The sequence below is a fragment of the Streptomyces sp. NPDC033136 genome (assembly GCF_055578235.1).
This window is the reverse complement of record NZ_JBVIPD010000013.1, coordinates 134,119-150,624: the sequence shown is the minus strand read 5'-3', so window position 1 is coordinate 150,624 and position 16,506 is coordinate 134,119. Positions and strand designations below refer to the sequence as shown.

7 protein-coding genes and 1 pseudogene are annotated in these 16,506 nt (G+C 72.4%); 5 read left to right on the top strand and 3 right to left on the bottom strand.

The features are described from left to right. The first annotated feature begins 61 nt into the window (after positions 1-61). On the top strand, positions 62-1,240 hold the full coding sequence (gene moeZ / locus ACZ5TL_RS24040; protein ID WP_468592245.1) for an adenylyltransferase/sulfurtransferase MoeZ: 1,179 nt from the start codon (positions 62-64) through the stop codon (positions 1,238-1,240). A 113-nt stretch (positions 1,241-1,353) separates the two neighbouring features. Here moeZ and ACZ5TL_RS24035 read toward each other — a convergent pair whose 3' ends face one another. The 3 genes from ACZ5TL_RS24035 to ACZ5TL_RS24025 form a co-directional block, all read right to left on the bottom strand. Beyond that, on the bottom strand, positions 1,354-2,823 hold the full coding sequence (locus ACZ5TL_RS24035; RefSeq protein ID WP_468592244.1) for an alpha/beta hydrolase: 1,470 nt from the start codon (positions 2,821-2,823) through the stop codon (positions 1,354-1,356). A 134-nt stretch (positions 2,824-2,957) separates the two neighbouring features. After that, positions 2,958-4,505: an alpha/beta hydrolase gene (locus ACZ5TL_RS24030; protein WP_468592243.1), complete on the bottom strand. Its 1,548-nt coding sequence runs from the start codon at positions 4,503-4,505 to the stop codon at positions 2,958-2,960. Between the two features lie 316 nt (positions 4,506-4,821). Next, entirely contained in the window at positions 4,822-7,551 is a 2,730-nt protein-coding gene (locus ACZ5TL_RS24025) for a lysylphosphatidylglycerol synthase domain-containing protein (RefSeq protein ID WP_468592241.1), read from the bottom strand. Positions 7,552-7,737: 186 nt separating this feature from the next. Here ACZ5TL_RS24025 and ACZ5TL_RS24020 point away from each other — a divergent pair, with 186 nt between their 5' ends. From ACZ5TL_RS24020 to ACZ5TL_RS24005, 4 genes and pseudogenes are all read left to right on the top strand, one after another. After that, a complete protein-coding gene (locus ACZ5TL_RS24020; protein ID WP_468592240.1) occupies positions 7,738-8,166 on the top strand; it encodes an MGMT family protein in 429 nt (142 codons plus the stop codon). 266 nt (positions 8,167-8,432) lie between these two features. Continuing rightward, on the top strand, positions 8,433-12,062 hold the full coding sequence (locus ACZ5TL_RS24015) for an ATP-dependent helicase (protein WP_468592238.1): 3,630 nt from the start codon (positions 8,433-8,435) through the stop codon (positions 12,060-12,062). A gap of 92 nt (positions 12,063-12,154) precedes the next feature. Next, entirely contained in the window at positions 12,155-15,721 is a 3,567-nt protein-coding gene (locus ACZ5TL_RS24010) for a UvrD-helicase domain-containing protein (RefSeq protein WP_468592236.1), read from the top strand. A 10-nt stretch (positions 15,722-15,731) separates the two neighbouring features. Further along, positions 15,732-16,463 (top strand): annotated as a pseudogene (locus tag ACZ5TL_RS24005) (M20/M25/M40 family metallo-hydrolase); the annotation flags it as partial. Between the last annotated feature and the right edge of the window lie 43 nt (positions 16,464-16,506).

Here is a 16,506-nt window from a genome sequence, read left to right as displayed (position 1 = left end):
AAGCACATGGCACTGTTACGGGGAGAACAACCGTAGTGATTGACCGACCAACGGAGTCCCCGTGTCGTTGCCACCCCTGGTCGAGCCGGCTGCCGAGCTCACCGTAGACGAGGTTCGCAGGTACTCCCGCCACCTGATCATCCCCGACGTCGGGATGGATGGGCAGAAGCGGCTGAAGAACGCCAAGGTGCTGTGTGTGGGCGCCGGCGGCCTGGGCTCGCCGGCGCTGATGTACCTGGCCGCCGCGGGCGTCGGCACCCTCGGCATCGTGGAGTTCGACGAGGTCGACGAGTCGAACCTGCAGCGCCAGATCATCCACAGCCAGGCCGACATCGGCCGCCCCAAGGCCGAGTCCGCCCGCGACAGCGTCAAGGGCATCAATCCGTACGTGAACGTGATCCTTCACGAAGAGCGGCTCGAGGCCGAGAACGTGATGGACATCTTCAGCCAGTACGACCTGATCGTCGACGGCACGGACAACTTCGCGACCCGCTACCTGGTCAACGACGCCTGCGTGCTGCTGAACAAGCCGTACGTGTGGGGTTCGATCTACCGTTTCGACGGCCAGGCCTCCGTCTTCTGGTCCGAGCACGGCCCCTGCTACCGCTGCCTGTACCCGGAGCCCCCGCCCCCCGGGATGGTCCCCTCCTGCGCCGAGGGCGGCGTCCTGGGCGTGCTGTGCGCGTCCATCGGCTCCATCCAGGTCAACGAGGCCATCAAGCTCCTCGCCGGCATCGGCGAGCCGCTGGTCGGCCGCCTGATGATCTACGACGCCCTGGAGATGCAGTACCGCCAGGTCAAGGTCCGCAAGGACCCCGACTGCGCGGTCTGCGGCGAGAACCCGACCGTCACCGAGCTCATCGACTACGAGGCCTTCTGCGGCGTCGTGTCCGAGGAGGCCCAGGCGGCGGCCGCGGACGCCACGATCACTCCCAAGCAGCTCAAGGAGTGGATCGACGACGGCGAGAGCATCGACATCATCGATGTCCGCGAGCCGAACGAGTACGAGATCGTCTCCATCCCGGGCGCCCGGCTGATCCCGAAGAACGAGTTCCTCATGGGCACCGCCCTGGAGAGCCTCCCGCAGGACAGGAAGATCGTCCTGCACTGCAAGACGGGTGTTCGCAGTGCGGAGGTCCTCGCGGTCCTGAAGTCCGCGGGCTTCTCGGACGCGGTCCACGTCGGCGGCGGCGTGATCGGCTGGGTCAACCAGATCGAGCCGGACAAGCCGGTCTACTGACCGGACGAGCCCGTCTACTGACCGGACGAGCCGGCATACCGAGCCGTATCCGGCCTCCCTTCCCGAGCGGCGGGGGCTTCGCGCACCACGGGTGCCCGGAGCCCCCGCCGTCGTCATGAGCAGACCTTGCCGTCCTTCGGTACCGAGCCGTCCAGCAGATACGCGTTCACCGTGGAGTCGACACAGTCGCTCCCGCTGCCGTACGCACCGTGCCCCTCGCCCCGCCAGGTGAGCATCACTCCGACACCCTTGCCCAGTTCGTCGGCCATCCTCCGGGCACCCTCGTACGGGGTGGCCGGGTCGCCCGTGTTGCCGACCACCAGGACCGGTGCCGCACCGGGGGCGCTCACCTCCGGGGTCTCGTGCTGTCCGGGCACCGGCCAGTCGTGGCACCAGCCGGCCGTGTCCCAGCCGAGGAACGTCCCGAAGACCGGGGAGATCTTCTCGAACTGAGGCAGCAGCTTCTTCGTCCGGGCCGCGGTCGGCCGCTGCCTGTCGTCCAGGCACGATATGACCCGCTGTGAGTGGGTGGTCGTGCCGTAGCGCCCCGAGGGGTCGCGTTCGTTGTAGCCGTCGGCAAGGGCCAGCAGCTCCGAGCCGTCTCCCCGCTCGGCCGCGTCGAGGGCACTGGTCAGCGTGGGCCAGCTGTCCTTGCTGTACAGCGGCAGGATGATGCCTGTGACCGCGAGGGTCTGGGTCAGCTTCCGCCCGGGCGTGGCCGTCGCAAGGGGCCGGGCGTCGATCCGCTGCAACAGGGCCGCGATCTTCCGCGAGCCCGTCTGCGGGTCCTGGCCTGTGGACTTGAGGTAGCCGTTCAGCGCGCGCTGGAAGCCCCTGGCCTGGTTCTGGGCATGGCCCACGGTGTCGGCGCCGGGGTCGACGACCGCGTCCAGCGTCATGCGTCCCACGTTCTCGGGAAACAGGTGGGCGTACGTGCCGCCCAGTTCCGTGCCGTAGGAGATGCCGAAGTAGTGCATCTTCTTGTCGCCGAGGACCTCCCGGATGCGGTCCATGTCGCGGGCCGAGTCGGCGGTTGAGACGTGCGCCATCAGTTTCCCGGCGTCCTTCTGGCAGCCCTTGCCGAAATCGGCTGCGTCCGCGAAGTACGCCTTCTCCTCGGCGGGGGTGTCCGGGGTGACGTCCACCGACTCGGCCGCCTGGATCTCCTTGTCACCGCGGCAGCGCACGCCCTCGCTGGCGCCCACCCCGCGCGGGTCCCAGCTCACCAGGTCGTACCGCTCGTGGAGCCGGGACACCGTCGGGGCGTACGACGGCATCATGGACACGCCCGAGGCGCCCGGGCCGCCGAAGTTGAACAGCAGCGAGCCGACGCGGTCGTCCCCGCGGGCCTTGGCGCGGATCAGCGCCAGTCCGACCGTCTCGCCGTCCGGCTTCGACCAGTCCAGCGGCACCTTCAGCGTGGCGCACTGCCATTTGCTGCCCGGCGCGGGCGCGTCGGCGGTGGCCTTGCAGCGGCCCCAGGAGAGCCCGCCCTTGGCGTCGTCGGACGAGCCGCCGCTGCAGCCCGCTGCCAGCAGAGCCGAGGCGGCCGCCAGAGCGGTCCATCGTACGAAGCGCGTCATTGCCCATCCCCCTCACAGGCCGTCCGCTTCGTGCCGCGGATGGCGGTCAGGCCATGGTAGGCAGATCCCACGCCGACCGCCCCAGCCTGTGGATAACCGTCTGACCTGCGCAGATGTCGGGTGGGTTGCGGATGTCAGGTACAGACGGTGCCCGTCGGCGGCACCTTTCCGTCCAGCAGATAGCCGTTCACCGCGCCCTGCACGCACGTGTTGCCGCTGTCGTACGCGCCGTGCCCCTGCCCCCGGTACGTCAGCTCGACCCCGACGCCCTTGCCCAGCGCGTTCACCATCGCCCGCGCGCCCTCGTAGGGGGTGGCCGGGTCGCCGGTGTTGCCGACGACCAGGATCGGCGCCGAGCCCGGAGCGCTCACGTCCGGGTGGTCGGCCGCGCCCGGCACGGGCCAGTCGGTGCAGCTGATCATGCCCCAGGCCAGGTAGTCGCCGAACAGGTCGGACGCGGCCCGGAACTCGGGCAGTTTCCGCTCCACGTAGGCGGCGTCGTAACGCGGCTTGTCGTCGGCGCAGTTGATGGCCGCGTTGGCGGCGGCGATGTTGCTGTACTCGCCGTTCTCGCTGCGCCCGTTCATCGAGTCGGACAGCAGCATCAGGATGCTGCCGTCACCGTCGTACGCCTGCTGCAGGCCCTCGGTGAGGTACTCCCAGAAGTCCTGCGAGTACAGCGCCTGGGCGATGCCGCTGGTCGCCGCGGTCTGTGTCAGTTGGCGGGGGAAGACACCCGGCAGCGGCCTGCGGTCGAGGTCCCTCAGCAGCTTGGCGATGCGGTCCTTCACGTCCTGGGCGCTGTCGCCGACCGGGCACTCCTCGGTCTTCGACACGCAGTCCTCGGCATAGTTGTCGAGCGCGCGCTGGAAGCCCTTGGCCTGCCCCAGTGAGCCCTGCTCGGGGTTCTGAGTGGGGTCGACGACGGCGTCGAACACGGCACGGCCGACCTTCTTGGGGAACAGGTGGGCGTAGACACCGCCCAGTTCGGTGCCGTAGGAGATGCCGAAGTAGTGGAGCTTGCCGTCGCCGAGGACCTGGCGCATCAGGTCGAGGTCGCGGGCCGCGTCGGTGGTGCGCACGTGCGGCAGCACCTTCTTGGAGTTCTCCTCGCAGGCGTCGTTGAAATCCTTGGTGCTGTCGAGGAGTTCGGTGCGCTCGACGGCGTCGTCGGGGGTCGCGTCCTGCTGGAAGTACGCGTCGAGCTGCTGGTCGCTCTCACAGATCACAGGCTCGCTGCCGCCGACCCCGCGCGGGTCGAAGCTGACCAGGTCGTACCGGGTCCGCAGGGTCTCGTAGCCCTCCGCGAAGGCGGGCAGCGAGGTGACGCCCGAGCCGCCGGGGCCGCCGAAGTTGAAGATGAGTGAGCCGATGCGCCGGCTGTCGCCCCCGCTCGCCCTGGCCCGGATCAGTTCGAGGCCGATCGTGTCGCCCTCGGGGGCGTCCCAGTCGAGGGGGGCCTTCATGGTGGCGCACTGCCACTCCCCGCCGTCCGGCAGCGGCGAGGGCGGAACGCCTCCGCCCTGGGCCTCGTCCGGGGCAGGGCAGGCCTTCCAGTCCAGCTTCTGCTGCGTGAGGTCTTCGTCCTTGGTGCCGTCGCCACCGCAGCCCGCCAGCACGGTGGACAGCAGCAGGGCGGAGGCGGTCAGGGCGGCGGTGCGCAGCCGGGGGCGCGATGGCATGGTTCCATCCTGCGGCGGCTCAGGGCGGGGCGCGCGGGACACGTGCCGTATGAGGTAAGAGGGGCGGAAGGGGGCAAAAGGGCCTGCTAGTCGGGTCTACCGGACCGGCTGCCACCCCGGGCCTACCGGACCGGCTGCCCGGGGCGTGCTTGTCGGGGCTGCTCGCCGGGCTTCCGGCGCCGGAGACCCGCTTGCCGGGCCGCCGGCGCCGAAGGCCCCGCCCGCCTGGCTGCTCGTGCCGGAGGCCCACCGGCTTCGAGGCGGAGTGACCGCGTGCGGGCCGGTCATGGCGAAGGGCCCGATCCGGCCGGTCGGGTCAGAGGGCCTGCTTGCGGGTGAGGTGGTTGAAGGCCAGCCAGCCCGGCAGCACCGGCAGCCACAGCGTCAGCAGGCGGAAGAGCAGGACCGCCGGTGCCGCGACCTCCTTCGGGAGCCCGAAGGCGATGAGACCGACCGTCAGGGTCGCCTCGACCGCGCCCACGCCGCCCGGCGTCGGCGCGGCGGACCCGAGGGCGTTGCCCGCGAGGAAGACGACGGCGACGCCGGCGATGCTGATCGAGGTGGTCTCGTCGCCGAAGGCACGGATCGACGCGTCCAGACACATCACGAAGCAGGCCGTCAGCAGCAGCATGCCGCCGATGCCGGTGACCAGCTTCTGCGGCCGCTGCAGCACGTCCAGCATGCGCGGCACGACACCCGCGAACAGCGACCGCACGCGCGTGACGACGAACTTGCGCAGGAACGGCACCGAGGTCATCACGAGCACCAGCACCGCCACCGTCAGCAGACCGGCGATGACCGTACGGGACGGCGACAGCGACGGCGTCTTCTCGGTGCCGGTGAGATAACCGAAGGCCAGCAGCATCAGGATGTGGCAGCCGAGCCCGAACAATTGCGACGCGCCCACGCTCGCCACCGCGAGCCCCGGCCGCACTCCCGCGCGCTGCAGGAAGCGCGTGTTGAGGGCCACGCCGCCCACCGCCGCCGGGGCGACGATCTTCACGAACGACCCGGCGACCTGCGCCGCCACGGTCCGCAGGAACGGCACCCGCTCGGGCACGAACCCCAGCAGGGCCATGGCCGCCGCGAAGTAGCTGGCCATCGAGAACAGTACGGCCGCGGCGACCCAGCCCCACTCGGCGTTCGCGATGAGCGGTCCGAACTCGATGTGCGTGAGCTGCGTCAGAAGGAAGTACGCGCCGATCGCGCCCGCCATGAAGCTGATCAGCGTGCGCGGCCGCACCCGCTCCAGCCGGGCCGGCTCGACCGGTGCCTGCGGCCTGATCCGCAGCACCTCGTGGCGGATCTGCGTGAGCAGGTCCTCCTCGCGGGCCTCCTCCAGAGCCTCGTCGATCGCCCGCTTCTCGGCCCGCTGCTCCGCCCGTACGGCCTTCTTGTCGGGCTTCTCCAGGATCGGCGCGGGCTCGTCCGAGGATTCCTCCAGGCGCGCCTGCTTGGCCTGCTGGGACGCCTCCAGGACCGCCTCGCGCTCGCGTTGCGCCCGCTCCCGGGCCAGTCGGCGCAGCGTCGCGCGCGTGGAGCGGCTGAGCGCGATGGGCTGGAGCATCGGCAGACAGTCCGCCACCGCGTCCGGACCGAGTACACCCACAGCCGAGGCCACCGCCCGCTCGCCGCCCACCCGGAGGCCGAGGGTCACCAGCAGTTGGGAGATGTCCATCCGCAGCAGCAGATCACCGGCCGCGATCTCGCCGACGCGCAGGTCGGTGAGGATCACCGTGCCGGAACGAGCCACCAGAATCGCGTCGCCCACCAGCCTGCGGTGCGCGATGCGCCGGGACTGCAGCGCCTTCACCTGGTCCCAGGTGTCGCGCAGCAGGCCGTCGGTGATCTCCTCGTCCGGCAGCGAGTCGAGGGTGCGTCCGCCGCTGTGCTCGTAGACGAGCATCACCGCGTCGGGCCCCAGCTCGGAGGTGGCGATCAGCTTGGGAGCGTTGGCCCCGGCCGCGATCGCCGCGTACGCCAGCAGCGCCTCCTGCTCCAGGGCCTGGCGCAGCGACTGGAGGCTGCTGCGGGTGGCGAAGCCGCGCAGGGTCAGGTTCCGCCAGGCGCGGTAGAAGAAGCCCTGGGCCTGCTGCTCCCGGTCGACCACCGTCACGTCCAGCGGCGGGCCGTCTTCGAGCGTGACGAAGTAGCGGCGGCCCCGGTCGCCGGTGTCCGGGGTGTCCGGGGTGTCCTCGCGCGACGCGCTGACCGGGCGGAAGCCGACGGTCCGCAGGCCCGCCATCAGGGTCTGCCCGGTGGGCCGGACGTTGGGTGAGCCGACCGCGTAGAGCGTGCCGTAGGCCACGGTCCAGCCGATCAGCACGGTCAGGATGATCGAGAACGGTGTCGTGTACCCGGTGACGAGCATCGAGAAGGCGTCGAGGAGCAGCACGACCCACAGGACCGCGCGCCATCTCGGTCTGCGGGACATGCCGACGGCCGTCATGTACGCGATGACCGGCGCGAGATAGCCGTGCACGGGATCGGTCAGGGCGTGGATGTCGCCGGGGGAGGGCTGGGTGAGCGCCTCCTGGATCGAGTCGGGTGCGGCCCGGGCGACCCACAGGTCGGTGGCCAGGGTCACACCGTGAGCAAGGACCGCCGCCAGCACGCCGTCGGCGATCCTGAGACCGTCCCGTTTGATCAGCCGTTCGATGGCGAAGGCGACCGGCACCAGCAGGATGGCGATGCTGGAGGCCAGCCCCGCGATCTTGATGAGCAGGTCGGGCGCCTGGCCGGTGCCCTTGTTGATGTCCTGTTCGAGGCCCGAGGTGGTGCCGTGCGCGAACGCGGCGATCCCGATCAGCAGCGCGACGGCGAGCATGCCCACCAGGAGCCGCATCAGGTCGGGCGGGCGGTGCACGCGCGCGGGGAGCAGCGGTTCGTCGCCCTCCACCTCGTCGATGTGCACGGAGACGGGCTCCTCGGCGGCCCGCCGCGCCTTCTTCCCAACCGGCTTCGGGCCGTCGTCGGGAGGGCCCGGGCGCGACGAAGCGTCAGAGGTGCCCTCCGTGTCCTCGGGGTGCGCACCCTGCTGCTTCATCGTCTCTTCTTGGTCTCGTATCACCGGTCACCGCCCGCACGATGGTGGCATGCCGCACCGACACACGGGGGCATCAGGGTGCACATGCGGGGGCGGACAGTCTGCCCGACGCTCTCCTCGCGAGTGGGGGAAACGCTCGGGAGTACGCGCCTCCCGTTGTCGGTGGGGTGGGGCAGGATGGGGCGGATGAGCGAGGAGAGTCTTCCGGAGGACGCCCGCCCGCAGCACACCCACGGGGGGTACGGCGGCGCCCGCGTCCGTGACGAACCCGGGCGAGCGTTGCCGGCGTACGCCGAGCGGGTCCTCGACGTCGCGGAACTGATCCCGCCCGGCCGTGTCATGACCTACGGGGACGTCGCCGAGTGGCTGGAGGAGGGCGGCCCGCGGCAGGTCGGCCGCGTGATGGCGCTCTACGGGGGAGCCGTCCCGTGGTGGCGCGTCGTCCGCGCGGACGGCGTCCTGCTCCCCGGGCACGAGCAGCGGGCGCTCGGTCACTACCGGGCGGAGGGCACGCCCCTGAAGGAGGCGAGCCGCGCCGCCGAGGGCCACCTGCCGCGCGTCGACATGAGACGGGCGCGGTGGGACGGCGGCGATCGCGCGGAGGGTCACACCTGACAGCTTCCGCCATCGGGCGGCCTCCCGTGTGACCCGTGATCCGGACGGGGGAATCGGGACACGTCGGTGGCATGACGTACGTTCGTGAGGCGAGGGGCACGAGAGCAGCGCGTGCCATGCGTGGCAGGCGGGAAGAAGGGGAAGCCCTGCTTCCGCCCCGCCCGTCGGCGTAGCGTCGGCTGCACCCGTCCCCGTCACCCCGCGGTCACCGCCCGCCACGCGCGGTGGCCCGCCCACCAGCACTTCCACCAGGACCGGCGAACCACGTGAGCTCCTCTTCCTCCACCAGCGGCCTGTCGCGCCCCCGGGTACGGCGGGGGAGCCGTGGCGCTTACCGATTGGTACGTACCCCCCCTGCCCGCGTGGACCCCCCTCTTTTGGACGCCTCACAGCGCTCCGTGGTTGACCACGCGGCCGGCCCTCTGCTCGTCCTCGCAGGTCCGGGTACCGGCAAGACCACCACGCTCGTCGAGTCCGTCGCCGAGCGGATCGCCCGGGGCGGGGACCCCGAGCGCGTCCTGGTGCTCACCTTCAGCCGCAGGGCGGCCGTCGGACTGCGCGACCGCATGGCTCTGCGGACCGGGGCGGCCCGTGCTCCCCGGGCGACCACCTTCCACTCGTTCTGTTACGCCCTCGTCCGCGCCCACCAGGACAGCGACCTGTTCGTGGAGCCGATGCGGCTGCTGTCCGGCCCCGAGCAGGACGTCTCGGTGCGAGAACTGCTCGCGGGCCAGATGGACCTGGAGCGGCTCGGGCTCGCGCACGTGCGCTGGCCGGACGAACTGCGCGCCTGCCTGACCACCCGTGGCTTCGCCGACGAGGTCCGCGCGGTCCTCGCCCGCAGCCGTGAACTGGGTCTCGGTCCCGACGCCCTGGACGCCTTCGCCCGCCGTACGGGACGCCCCGACTGGCGGGCCGCGGCCGCCTTCCTCGCCGAGTACCTCGACGTGCTCGATCTGCAGGGCGTGATCGACTACGCGGAACTCGTCCACCGCGCGGTGCTCCTCGCCCGCCGGCCCGAGGTCGCCGCGCGGCTCGCGGCCCGGTACGACGCCGTCTACGTCGACGAGTACCAGGACACGGATCCGGCTCAGGTACGACTCCTGCAGGCCCTGGCCGGCGGTGGCCGCACGCTCGTCGCGTTCGGTGACCCCGACCAGTCGATCTACGCGTTCCGCGGTGCGGACGTGAACGGCATCCTGGAGTTTCCGTACGCCTTCCCGCGCGCGGACGGCCGTCCGGCTCCGGTCGCGGTGCTGCGCACGTCCCGCCGCTCCGGCGCATCCCTGCTGGCCGCCACGCGGCTGCTCACCCAGCGCATGCCGCTGACCCGCCTGCCCGCCGAGAAGGTGCGCGCCCATCGCGAACTCGCCCCCGTACGGGACGGCGGTCGCGTCGAGGCCTACACGTACCCGACGTCCGGGACGGAGCTGGACAACATCGCCGACATCCTCCGCAGGGCCCACCTGGAGGACGGGGCCCCCTGGAGCGAGATGGCCGTCCTGGTGCGCGCCGGCTCCCGGACCATCCCGGCGGTCCGCCGCGCCCTCACCGCGGCGGGAGTCCCCGTGGACGTCGACGGCGACGACGTGCCGCTGCGGCATGAACCGGCGGTGGCGCCGCTGCTGACGGCGCTGCGGGCGGTGGCTGCGGCGGAGGCGTCGGGGACCGAGGGGGAGGTGGTTTCGGGGGAGCTCGGGGCGGTTGATGGGGGTGTGCTTTCGGGGAATTTTGGTGCAGCTGATGGGGATGTGGTCTCGGGCGATTCTGGCGCCTCTGATGGGGATGTGACTTCGGGAGAGTCTGGTGCGGCTGATGGCGGTGTGATTTCAGGTGCCCCCGCGACCGCCGATGGGGAGGTGGCTACCAAGGATGCCGAGGATGCCGAGGATGCCGAGGATGCCGGGGAAGCAGGGGGCACCGGGGATGCCGGGGGTACCGGGGCAGCCGATGGGAAGGCGGCTTCCGCAAAGGTCGCGGCGGCCGACGGGGGCGTGCCCTCCGGGGAACCCGAGCCGAGCTCCTGGCTCGACACCGAGACCGCCCTGACCCTCCTCACCTCACCGCTCGCGAGCATGGACGCCGCCGACCTGCGCCGTCTCGGCCGCGCCCTGCGCGACGAGGAGAGGGCGGCGGGCAACCCGCTGCCCCCACCCTCCGACGTGCTGCTCGCGCAGGCCCTCGCCGAGCCGGAGCGGCTCGCCGTGCACGACCCCGCGTACGCGCGTGGCGCCCAGCGCCTCGGCGCGCTGCTGCGCAAGGCCCGCGAGCGGCTGGCCGGCGGCGGTACGGCCGAGGAGGCGCTGTGGGACCTGTGGGAGGGCACGCCGTGGCCCGGGCGGCTGGAGCGGGCCGCCCGCCGGGGCGGCGCGGCCGGGCGCAACGCGGACCGTGACCTGGACGCCGTCTGTGCTTTGTTCGCCACGGCGGCCCGCGCCGAGGAGCGCACCGGCGGCCGGGGCGCACTGAACTTCCTGGCGGAGATCGACGCCGAGGACATCGCCGCCGACACCCTCACCCGGCGGGCCGTACGCCCCGATGCCGTCCGGCTGATGACCGCGCACCGCTCCAAGGGCCTGCAGTGGCGCCTCGTGGTCGTCGCGGGCGTCCAGGAAGGCCTGTGGCCGGACCTGCGCCGCCGCGGCTCCCTCCTGGAGGCCGACCGCATCGGCCGCGACGGCCTCGCCGAACCCCTCACGCCCGGCGCGCTGCTCGCCGAGGAGCGCCGCCTGTTCTACGTGGCCGCCACGCGCGCGCGTGAACGGCTCGTCGTCACCGCCGTCAAGGCCCCGGCGGACGACGGCGACCAGCCCTCCCGCTTCCTCACCGAACTCGGCGTCGAACCCAAGGACGTCACGGGACGCCCCCGCCGGCCCCTGTCCGTCGCCGCACTCGTCGCCGAACTGCGCGCCACCACGGTCGACCCACGCGTCTCGGACGCCCTCCGGGAGGCCGCCGCCCGCCGACTGGCCCGGCTCGCCGCCCTCGCCGACGAGGATGGACGCCCCCTGGTGCCGTCCGCGCACCCCTACCGCTGGTGGGGCATGTTCGAGCCGACCGAGTCCAAGGTGCCGTTGCGCAACCGCGACCAGCCCGTCGTGCTCTCCGGCAGTGCCCTCGACCAGCTCGCCAACACCTGCGCGTTGCAGTGGTTCCTGGGCCGCGAGGTGAAGGCCGACGCGCCCGCGACCGTCGCGCAGGGGTTCGGCAACGTGGTGCACGTCCTCGCCGACGAGGTCGCCTCCGGGCGCACGCCGGCCGACCTCTCCGTCCTCATGGAACGCCTCGACTCCGTGTGGAACGCCCTGGCCTTCGACGCGCCCTGGAAGTCGGAGCAGGAGAAGGCCAACGCGCGCGTGGCGCTCGAACGGTTCCTGCAGTGGCACGTCATGGACCGCACCGGGCGTACTCCGGTGGCCAGCGAGCACGACTTCGACGTCACCCTCGAGGCGGGTGACTACCAGGTGCGCATCCGCGGTCAGATGGACCGCGTCGAGGCGGACGGCGACGGTCGCGCCTACGTGGTCGACTTCAAGACCGGCAAGCAGGCGCCCACCGGCAAGGAGGTGGAGCGTCACCCGCAGCTCGCCGTCTACCAGCTGGCCGTCCGCGAGGGCGCCGTCGACGAGGTCTTCGACGGTGTACGCCCCGAACCGGGCGGCGCCGAACTCGTCCACCTGCGCCAGGGCGCCGCACAGCGCGACGGTGGCGAGACCCTGCCCAAGGTGCAGGCCCAGGAGCCGCCGACGGGGGAGTGGGTCGGCGACCTGCTGGCCACGGCCGCCGGCAAGGTCCTAGACGAACGGTTCACACCGACGGCCGGGCAGCACTGCACGCACTGCGCCTTCCGGGCCTCGTGCAGCGCGCGCCAGGAGGGGCGCCACGTGGTGGAGTGATCCATCGCACTACATGTGCTGACCTGCGATTCTCCCTCCCCGGGAGGTCGATCCGGCCGCCACTGTCAGTGCGCGCCGCTAGCCTCTGCGATGTGCCCGCCCGTATCACCGATCCCGAGCAGCTCAAGGAGCTCCTCGGGATCCCCTTCACCCCGGAGCAGACGGCCTGCATCACAGCGCCGCCCGCCCCGCAGGTGATCGTGGCTGGAGCCGGCTCGGGCAAGACGACGGTGATGGCGGCACGCGTGGTGTGGCTGGTCGGCACCGGCCAGGTCGCCCCCGAGCAGGTGCTCGGCCTCACCTTCACCAACAAGGCCGCCGCCGAACTCGCCGAGCGCGTCCGCAAGGCACTGATCAAGGCCGGCGTCACCGACCCGGACGCCATCGACCCGGACAACCCGCCGGGCGAGCCGGTGATCTCCACGTACCACGCCTTCGCGGGCCGCCTGCTGACCGACCACGGCCTGCGCATCGGACTTGAGCCCACGTCCCGGCTGCTCGCCGACGCCACCCGCTTCCAGCTCGCCGCGCGGGTGCTGCGCGAGTCCCCCGGGCCCTACCCGGCCCTGACCCGCTCCTTCCCGGACCTCGTCGGCGACCTCCTCGCCCTCGACGCCGAGCTCGCCGAGCACCTTGTCCGCCCGGAGGCGCTGCGCGCGTACGACGCCGAACTGCTGCTGACCCTGCGCGGCGCCAAGCTCACCAACGCCGACCTGCGCAAGGTCCCCGACACGGCCGCCGCCCGACGTGAACTCGCCGAGCTGGTGACCCGCTACCGGGCCGCCAAGCGCGAGCGGGACCTGCTCGACTTCGGCGACCAGATCGCCATGTCGGCCCGGCTCGCGACGATCCCCGAAGTGGGCCGCGTGCTGCGGGATGAGTTCCGCGTGGTCCTGCTCGACGAGTACCAGGACACGTCGGTCGCCCAACGCGTCCTCCTGGCAGGCTTGTTCGGCGAGGGCGCCGGTCACCCGGTCACCGCCGTGGGCGACCCCTGCCAGGCGATCTACGGCTGGCGCGGCGCCTCCGTCGCCAACCTCGACGACTTCCCCGAGCACTTCGCCCACGCCGACGGCCGCCCCGCGACCCGCCAGGCCCTCAGCGAGAACCGCCGCAGCGGCGGCCGCCTCCTCGACCTCGCCAACGGACTCGCGCGGCCCCTGCGCGCCCTGCACGCGGGCGTGGAGGCCCTGCGCCCGGCCCCGGGGGCCGAACGCGACGGCATGGTCCGCTGCGCCCTGCTGCGCACCCACGCCGAGGAGCTCGACTGGGCCGCCGACTCCGTCGCCCACCTCGTGCGGACCGGGACGGCACCCGGCGAGATCGCCGTCCTGTGCCGCACGGCGACCGACTTCGCCGAGATCCAGGGCGCCCTGGTCGCCCGGGACATCCCGGTCGAGGTCGTCGGCCTGTCCGGGCTGCTGCACCTGCCCGAGATCGCCGACCTCGTCGCCGTCTGCGAGGTCCTCCAGGACCCCGGTGCCAACGCCTCCCTGGTCCGCCTGCTGACCGGCCCGCGCTGGCGCATCGGCCCCCGCGACCTCGCCCTGCTGGGGCGGCGCGCCCGGCTCCTGGTGTCCCACGCGCGCGTGGCGGGCGACGACGACCCGGACCGGCGGCTCGCCGAGGCCGTCGAGGGGATCGACCCGTCCGAGGTGATCTCCCTCGCGGACGCCCTCGACACGTTCCTGGAGACGCCGCTGGACGGCCACGGGGACGACGACGCACTGCCCTTCTCGCCCGACGCGCGCGTGCGCTTCGCCCGCCTGGCCACCGAACTGCGCGAGCTGCGCCGCGCCCTGGCCGACCCGCTGATGGACGTCCTGCACCGCGTCCTCGCCGTCACCGGCCTGGAGGTCGAGCTGTCGGCGTCCCCGCACGCACTGGCCGCCCGCCGCCGCGAGACCCTGTCCAACTTCCTCGACGTCGCCGCTTCCTTCGCCGCCGGGGACAACGAGGCCACCCTGCTGGCCTTCCTCGGCTTCCTGCGCACCGCCGCCCAGTACGAGAAGGGCCTCGACAACGCCCTCCCCGGCGGCGAGAACACCGTCAAGGTGCTCACCGCCCACAAGTCCAAGGGCCTGGAGTGGGACGTCGTGGTCGTCCCCGGCCTGGTCACCGGCACCTTCCCCAGCAGCCAGGGCCGTGAGAAGTGGACCTCCCAGGGCAAAGTCCTGCCGCACCGGCTGCGCGGCGACGCCGACACCCTCCCCGACGTCGCCTCCTGGGACGCCAAGGGCCTGAAGGCCTTCCACGAGGCCATGAAGGACCACCAGCACACCGAGGAACTCCGCCTCGGCTACGTCACCTTCACCCGCCCCCGCTCCCTCCTGCTGGGCTCCGGTCACTGGTGGGGCCCCACCCAGAAGAAGCGCCGCGGGCCCTCCGCGTTCCTGCAGGCCCTCTACGAGCACTGCGAAGCCGGGTACGGCGAGATCGAGGCCTGGGCGGACGAACCCGCCGAGGCCGAGGAGAACCCGGCCCTGCACCAGGCCACCGCCGAGCAGGTCTGGCCCCTGCCCCTGGACGAGGCGGCCCTGGCCCGCCGCCGCGCCGCGGCCGAGACCGTCCTGGCCCACCTGGAGGACCTCGCGTCCCACGAGGACGGCCACCCCGCAGCCGTGCACGACCCGGACGCGCCCGACGACCCGGAGTGGCCCCCGCCGCCCGAGGACGAAGAGCTCCCGTACGACGAACGGGATCCGTGCGACGACGACCCTTTCGGTGACGACCCTTTCGGTGACGACCCTTTCGGTGACGACCCCTTCGGCAACGACCCCGACGACCAGGCCCCCTTCACGGGCGACGCACTCGCGGACGACCCCGTGGACCGGGACGCACGCCCGGCGGACCGCCCCACGGTCCCCCACCAGGCGGTCCCACCGGAGCCCCCGCACTCCAGGGACCACCCCCGCCTCACCCCCGAGGAGGCCCGCACCATCGCCTCCTGGGACCGCGATCTCGACGCCCTCACCGGCGAGCTCCTGCGCGCCCGCGACAGCGTCACCGAAGTCCCCCTCCCGGCGTCGCTCACGGCGTCGCAGCTGCTGCGCCTCGCCGCAGACCCGGACGGCTTCGCCCAGGAGCTGGCCCGTCCCATGCCCCGCCCGCCCCAGCCCGGGGCCCGCCGTGGCACGCGCTTCCACGCCTGGGTCGAGGCCCGCTTCGAAGAGCTCACCCTGCCCATGCTGGAGCCGGAGGAACTGCCCGGCAGCGAGGCCGAGATCGCCGACGAACAGGACCTCGAGGCCCTCAAGGAGGCTTTCGAGCGCACCGAGTACGCGCACCGCACCCCCTACCGGGTGGAGACCCCCTTCCAGCTCGCGATCGCCGGCCGCGTCGTCCGGGGCCGCATCGACGCCGTCTACAAAGAAGGCGACGGGCAGGACGCGACGTACGAGATCGTCGACTGGAAGACCAACCGCTCCCGCACCGCCGACCCGCTCCAGCTGGCCGTCTACCGCCTCGCCTGGGCGGAGCAGCAGGGGGTGCCCCCGGAGTCGGTCACGGCCACGTTCCTCTACGTCCGCAGCGGAGAGGCCGTACGCCCTCAGGATCTGCCCGACCGGGCCGCCCTGGAGCGGCTGCTGCTGGACGAACCGTCCAGTGGGGCGGCCGGTGAGGAACCGCACTCCGAGGACGTCAGTGCGGGCCGATAGGCTCGTGACCATGAGCCAGACCCCGGACAGCGTCGTCCGTACGTACATACAGCAGCACCGCGCCGCCTTCCTCGACGACCTCGCCGAGTGGCTGCGCATCCCGTCGGTGTCGGCCCAGCCGGACCACGCGCCCGACGTACGACGCAGCGCCGACTGGCTCGCGGCCAAGCTGAAGGAGACCGGGTTCCCGACGGCCGAGGTCTGGCCGACCCCGGGCGCGCCCGCTGTCTACGCCGAGTGGCCCTCCGACGACCCGCAGGCGCCCACCGTGCTGGTCTACGGCCACCACGACGTGCAGCCCGCCGCCCGGGAGGGCGGCTGGGACAGCGAGCCCTTCGATCCAGTAGTGCGCGAGAACCGCCTCTACGCGCGCGGGGCGGCCGACGACAAGGGCCAGGTCTTCTTCCACACCCTCGGCGTCCGCGCCCACCTCGCCGCCACCGGCCGCACCACCCCGGCCGTGCACCTGAAGCTGCTGATCGAGGGCGAGGAGGAGTCAGGCTCGCCGCACTTCCGGGCCCTGGTCGAGCAGCAGGCCGAGCGGCTCACCGCCGACGCCGTGATCGTCTCCGACACCGGCATGTGGTCCGAGGACACCCCCACGGTGTGCACCGGCATGCGCGGCCTCGCCGAATGCGAGATACGGCTGTACGGCCCCGACCAGGACGTCCACTCCGGCTCCTTCGACGGCGCGGTGCCCAACCCCGCGACGGCCGCCGCCCGCCTGGTGGCCGCCCTGCACCGCTCCCGCCCGCCGGACCCGGTCGCCTCCCGCCGTACATCCC

Excerpts from the sequence above, each read along its gene's own strand:
- ACZ5TL_RS24030 (WP_468592243.1), bottom strand. The coding sequence starts at position 4,505 with ATGCCATCGCGCCCCCGGCTGCGCACCGCCGCCCTGACCGCCTCCGCC.
- ACZ5TL_RS24035 (WP_468592244.1), bottom strand. The coding sequence starts at position 2,823 with ATGACGCGCTTCGTACGATGGACCGCTCTGGCGGCCGCCTCGGCTCTG.
- ACZ5TL_RS24020 (WP_468592240.1), top strand. The coding sequence starts at position 7,738 with ATGAGCGAGGAGAGTCTTCCGGAGGACGCCCGCCCGCAGCACACCCAC.
- ACZ5TL_RS24025 (WP_468592241.1), bottom strand. The coding sequence starts at position 7,551 with ATGAAGCAGCAGGGTGCGCACCCCGAGGACACGGAGGGCACCTCTGAC.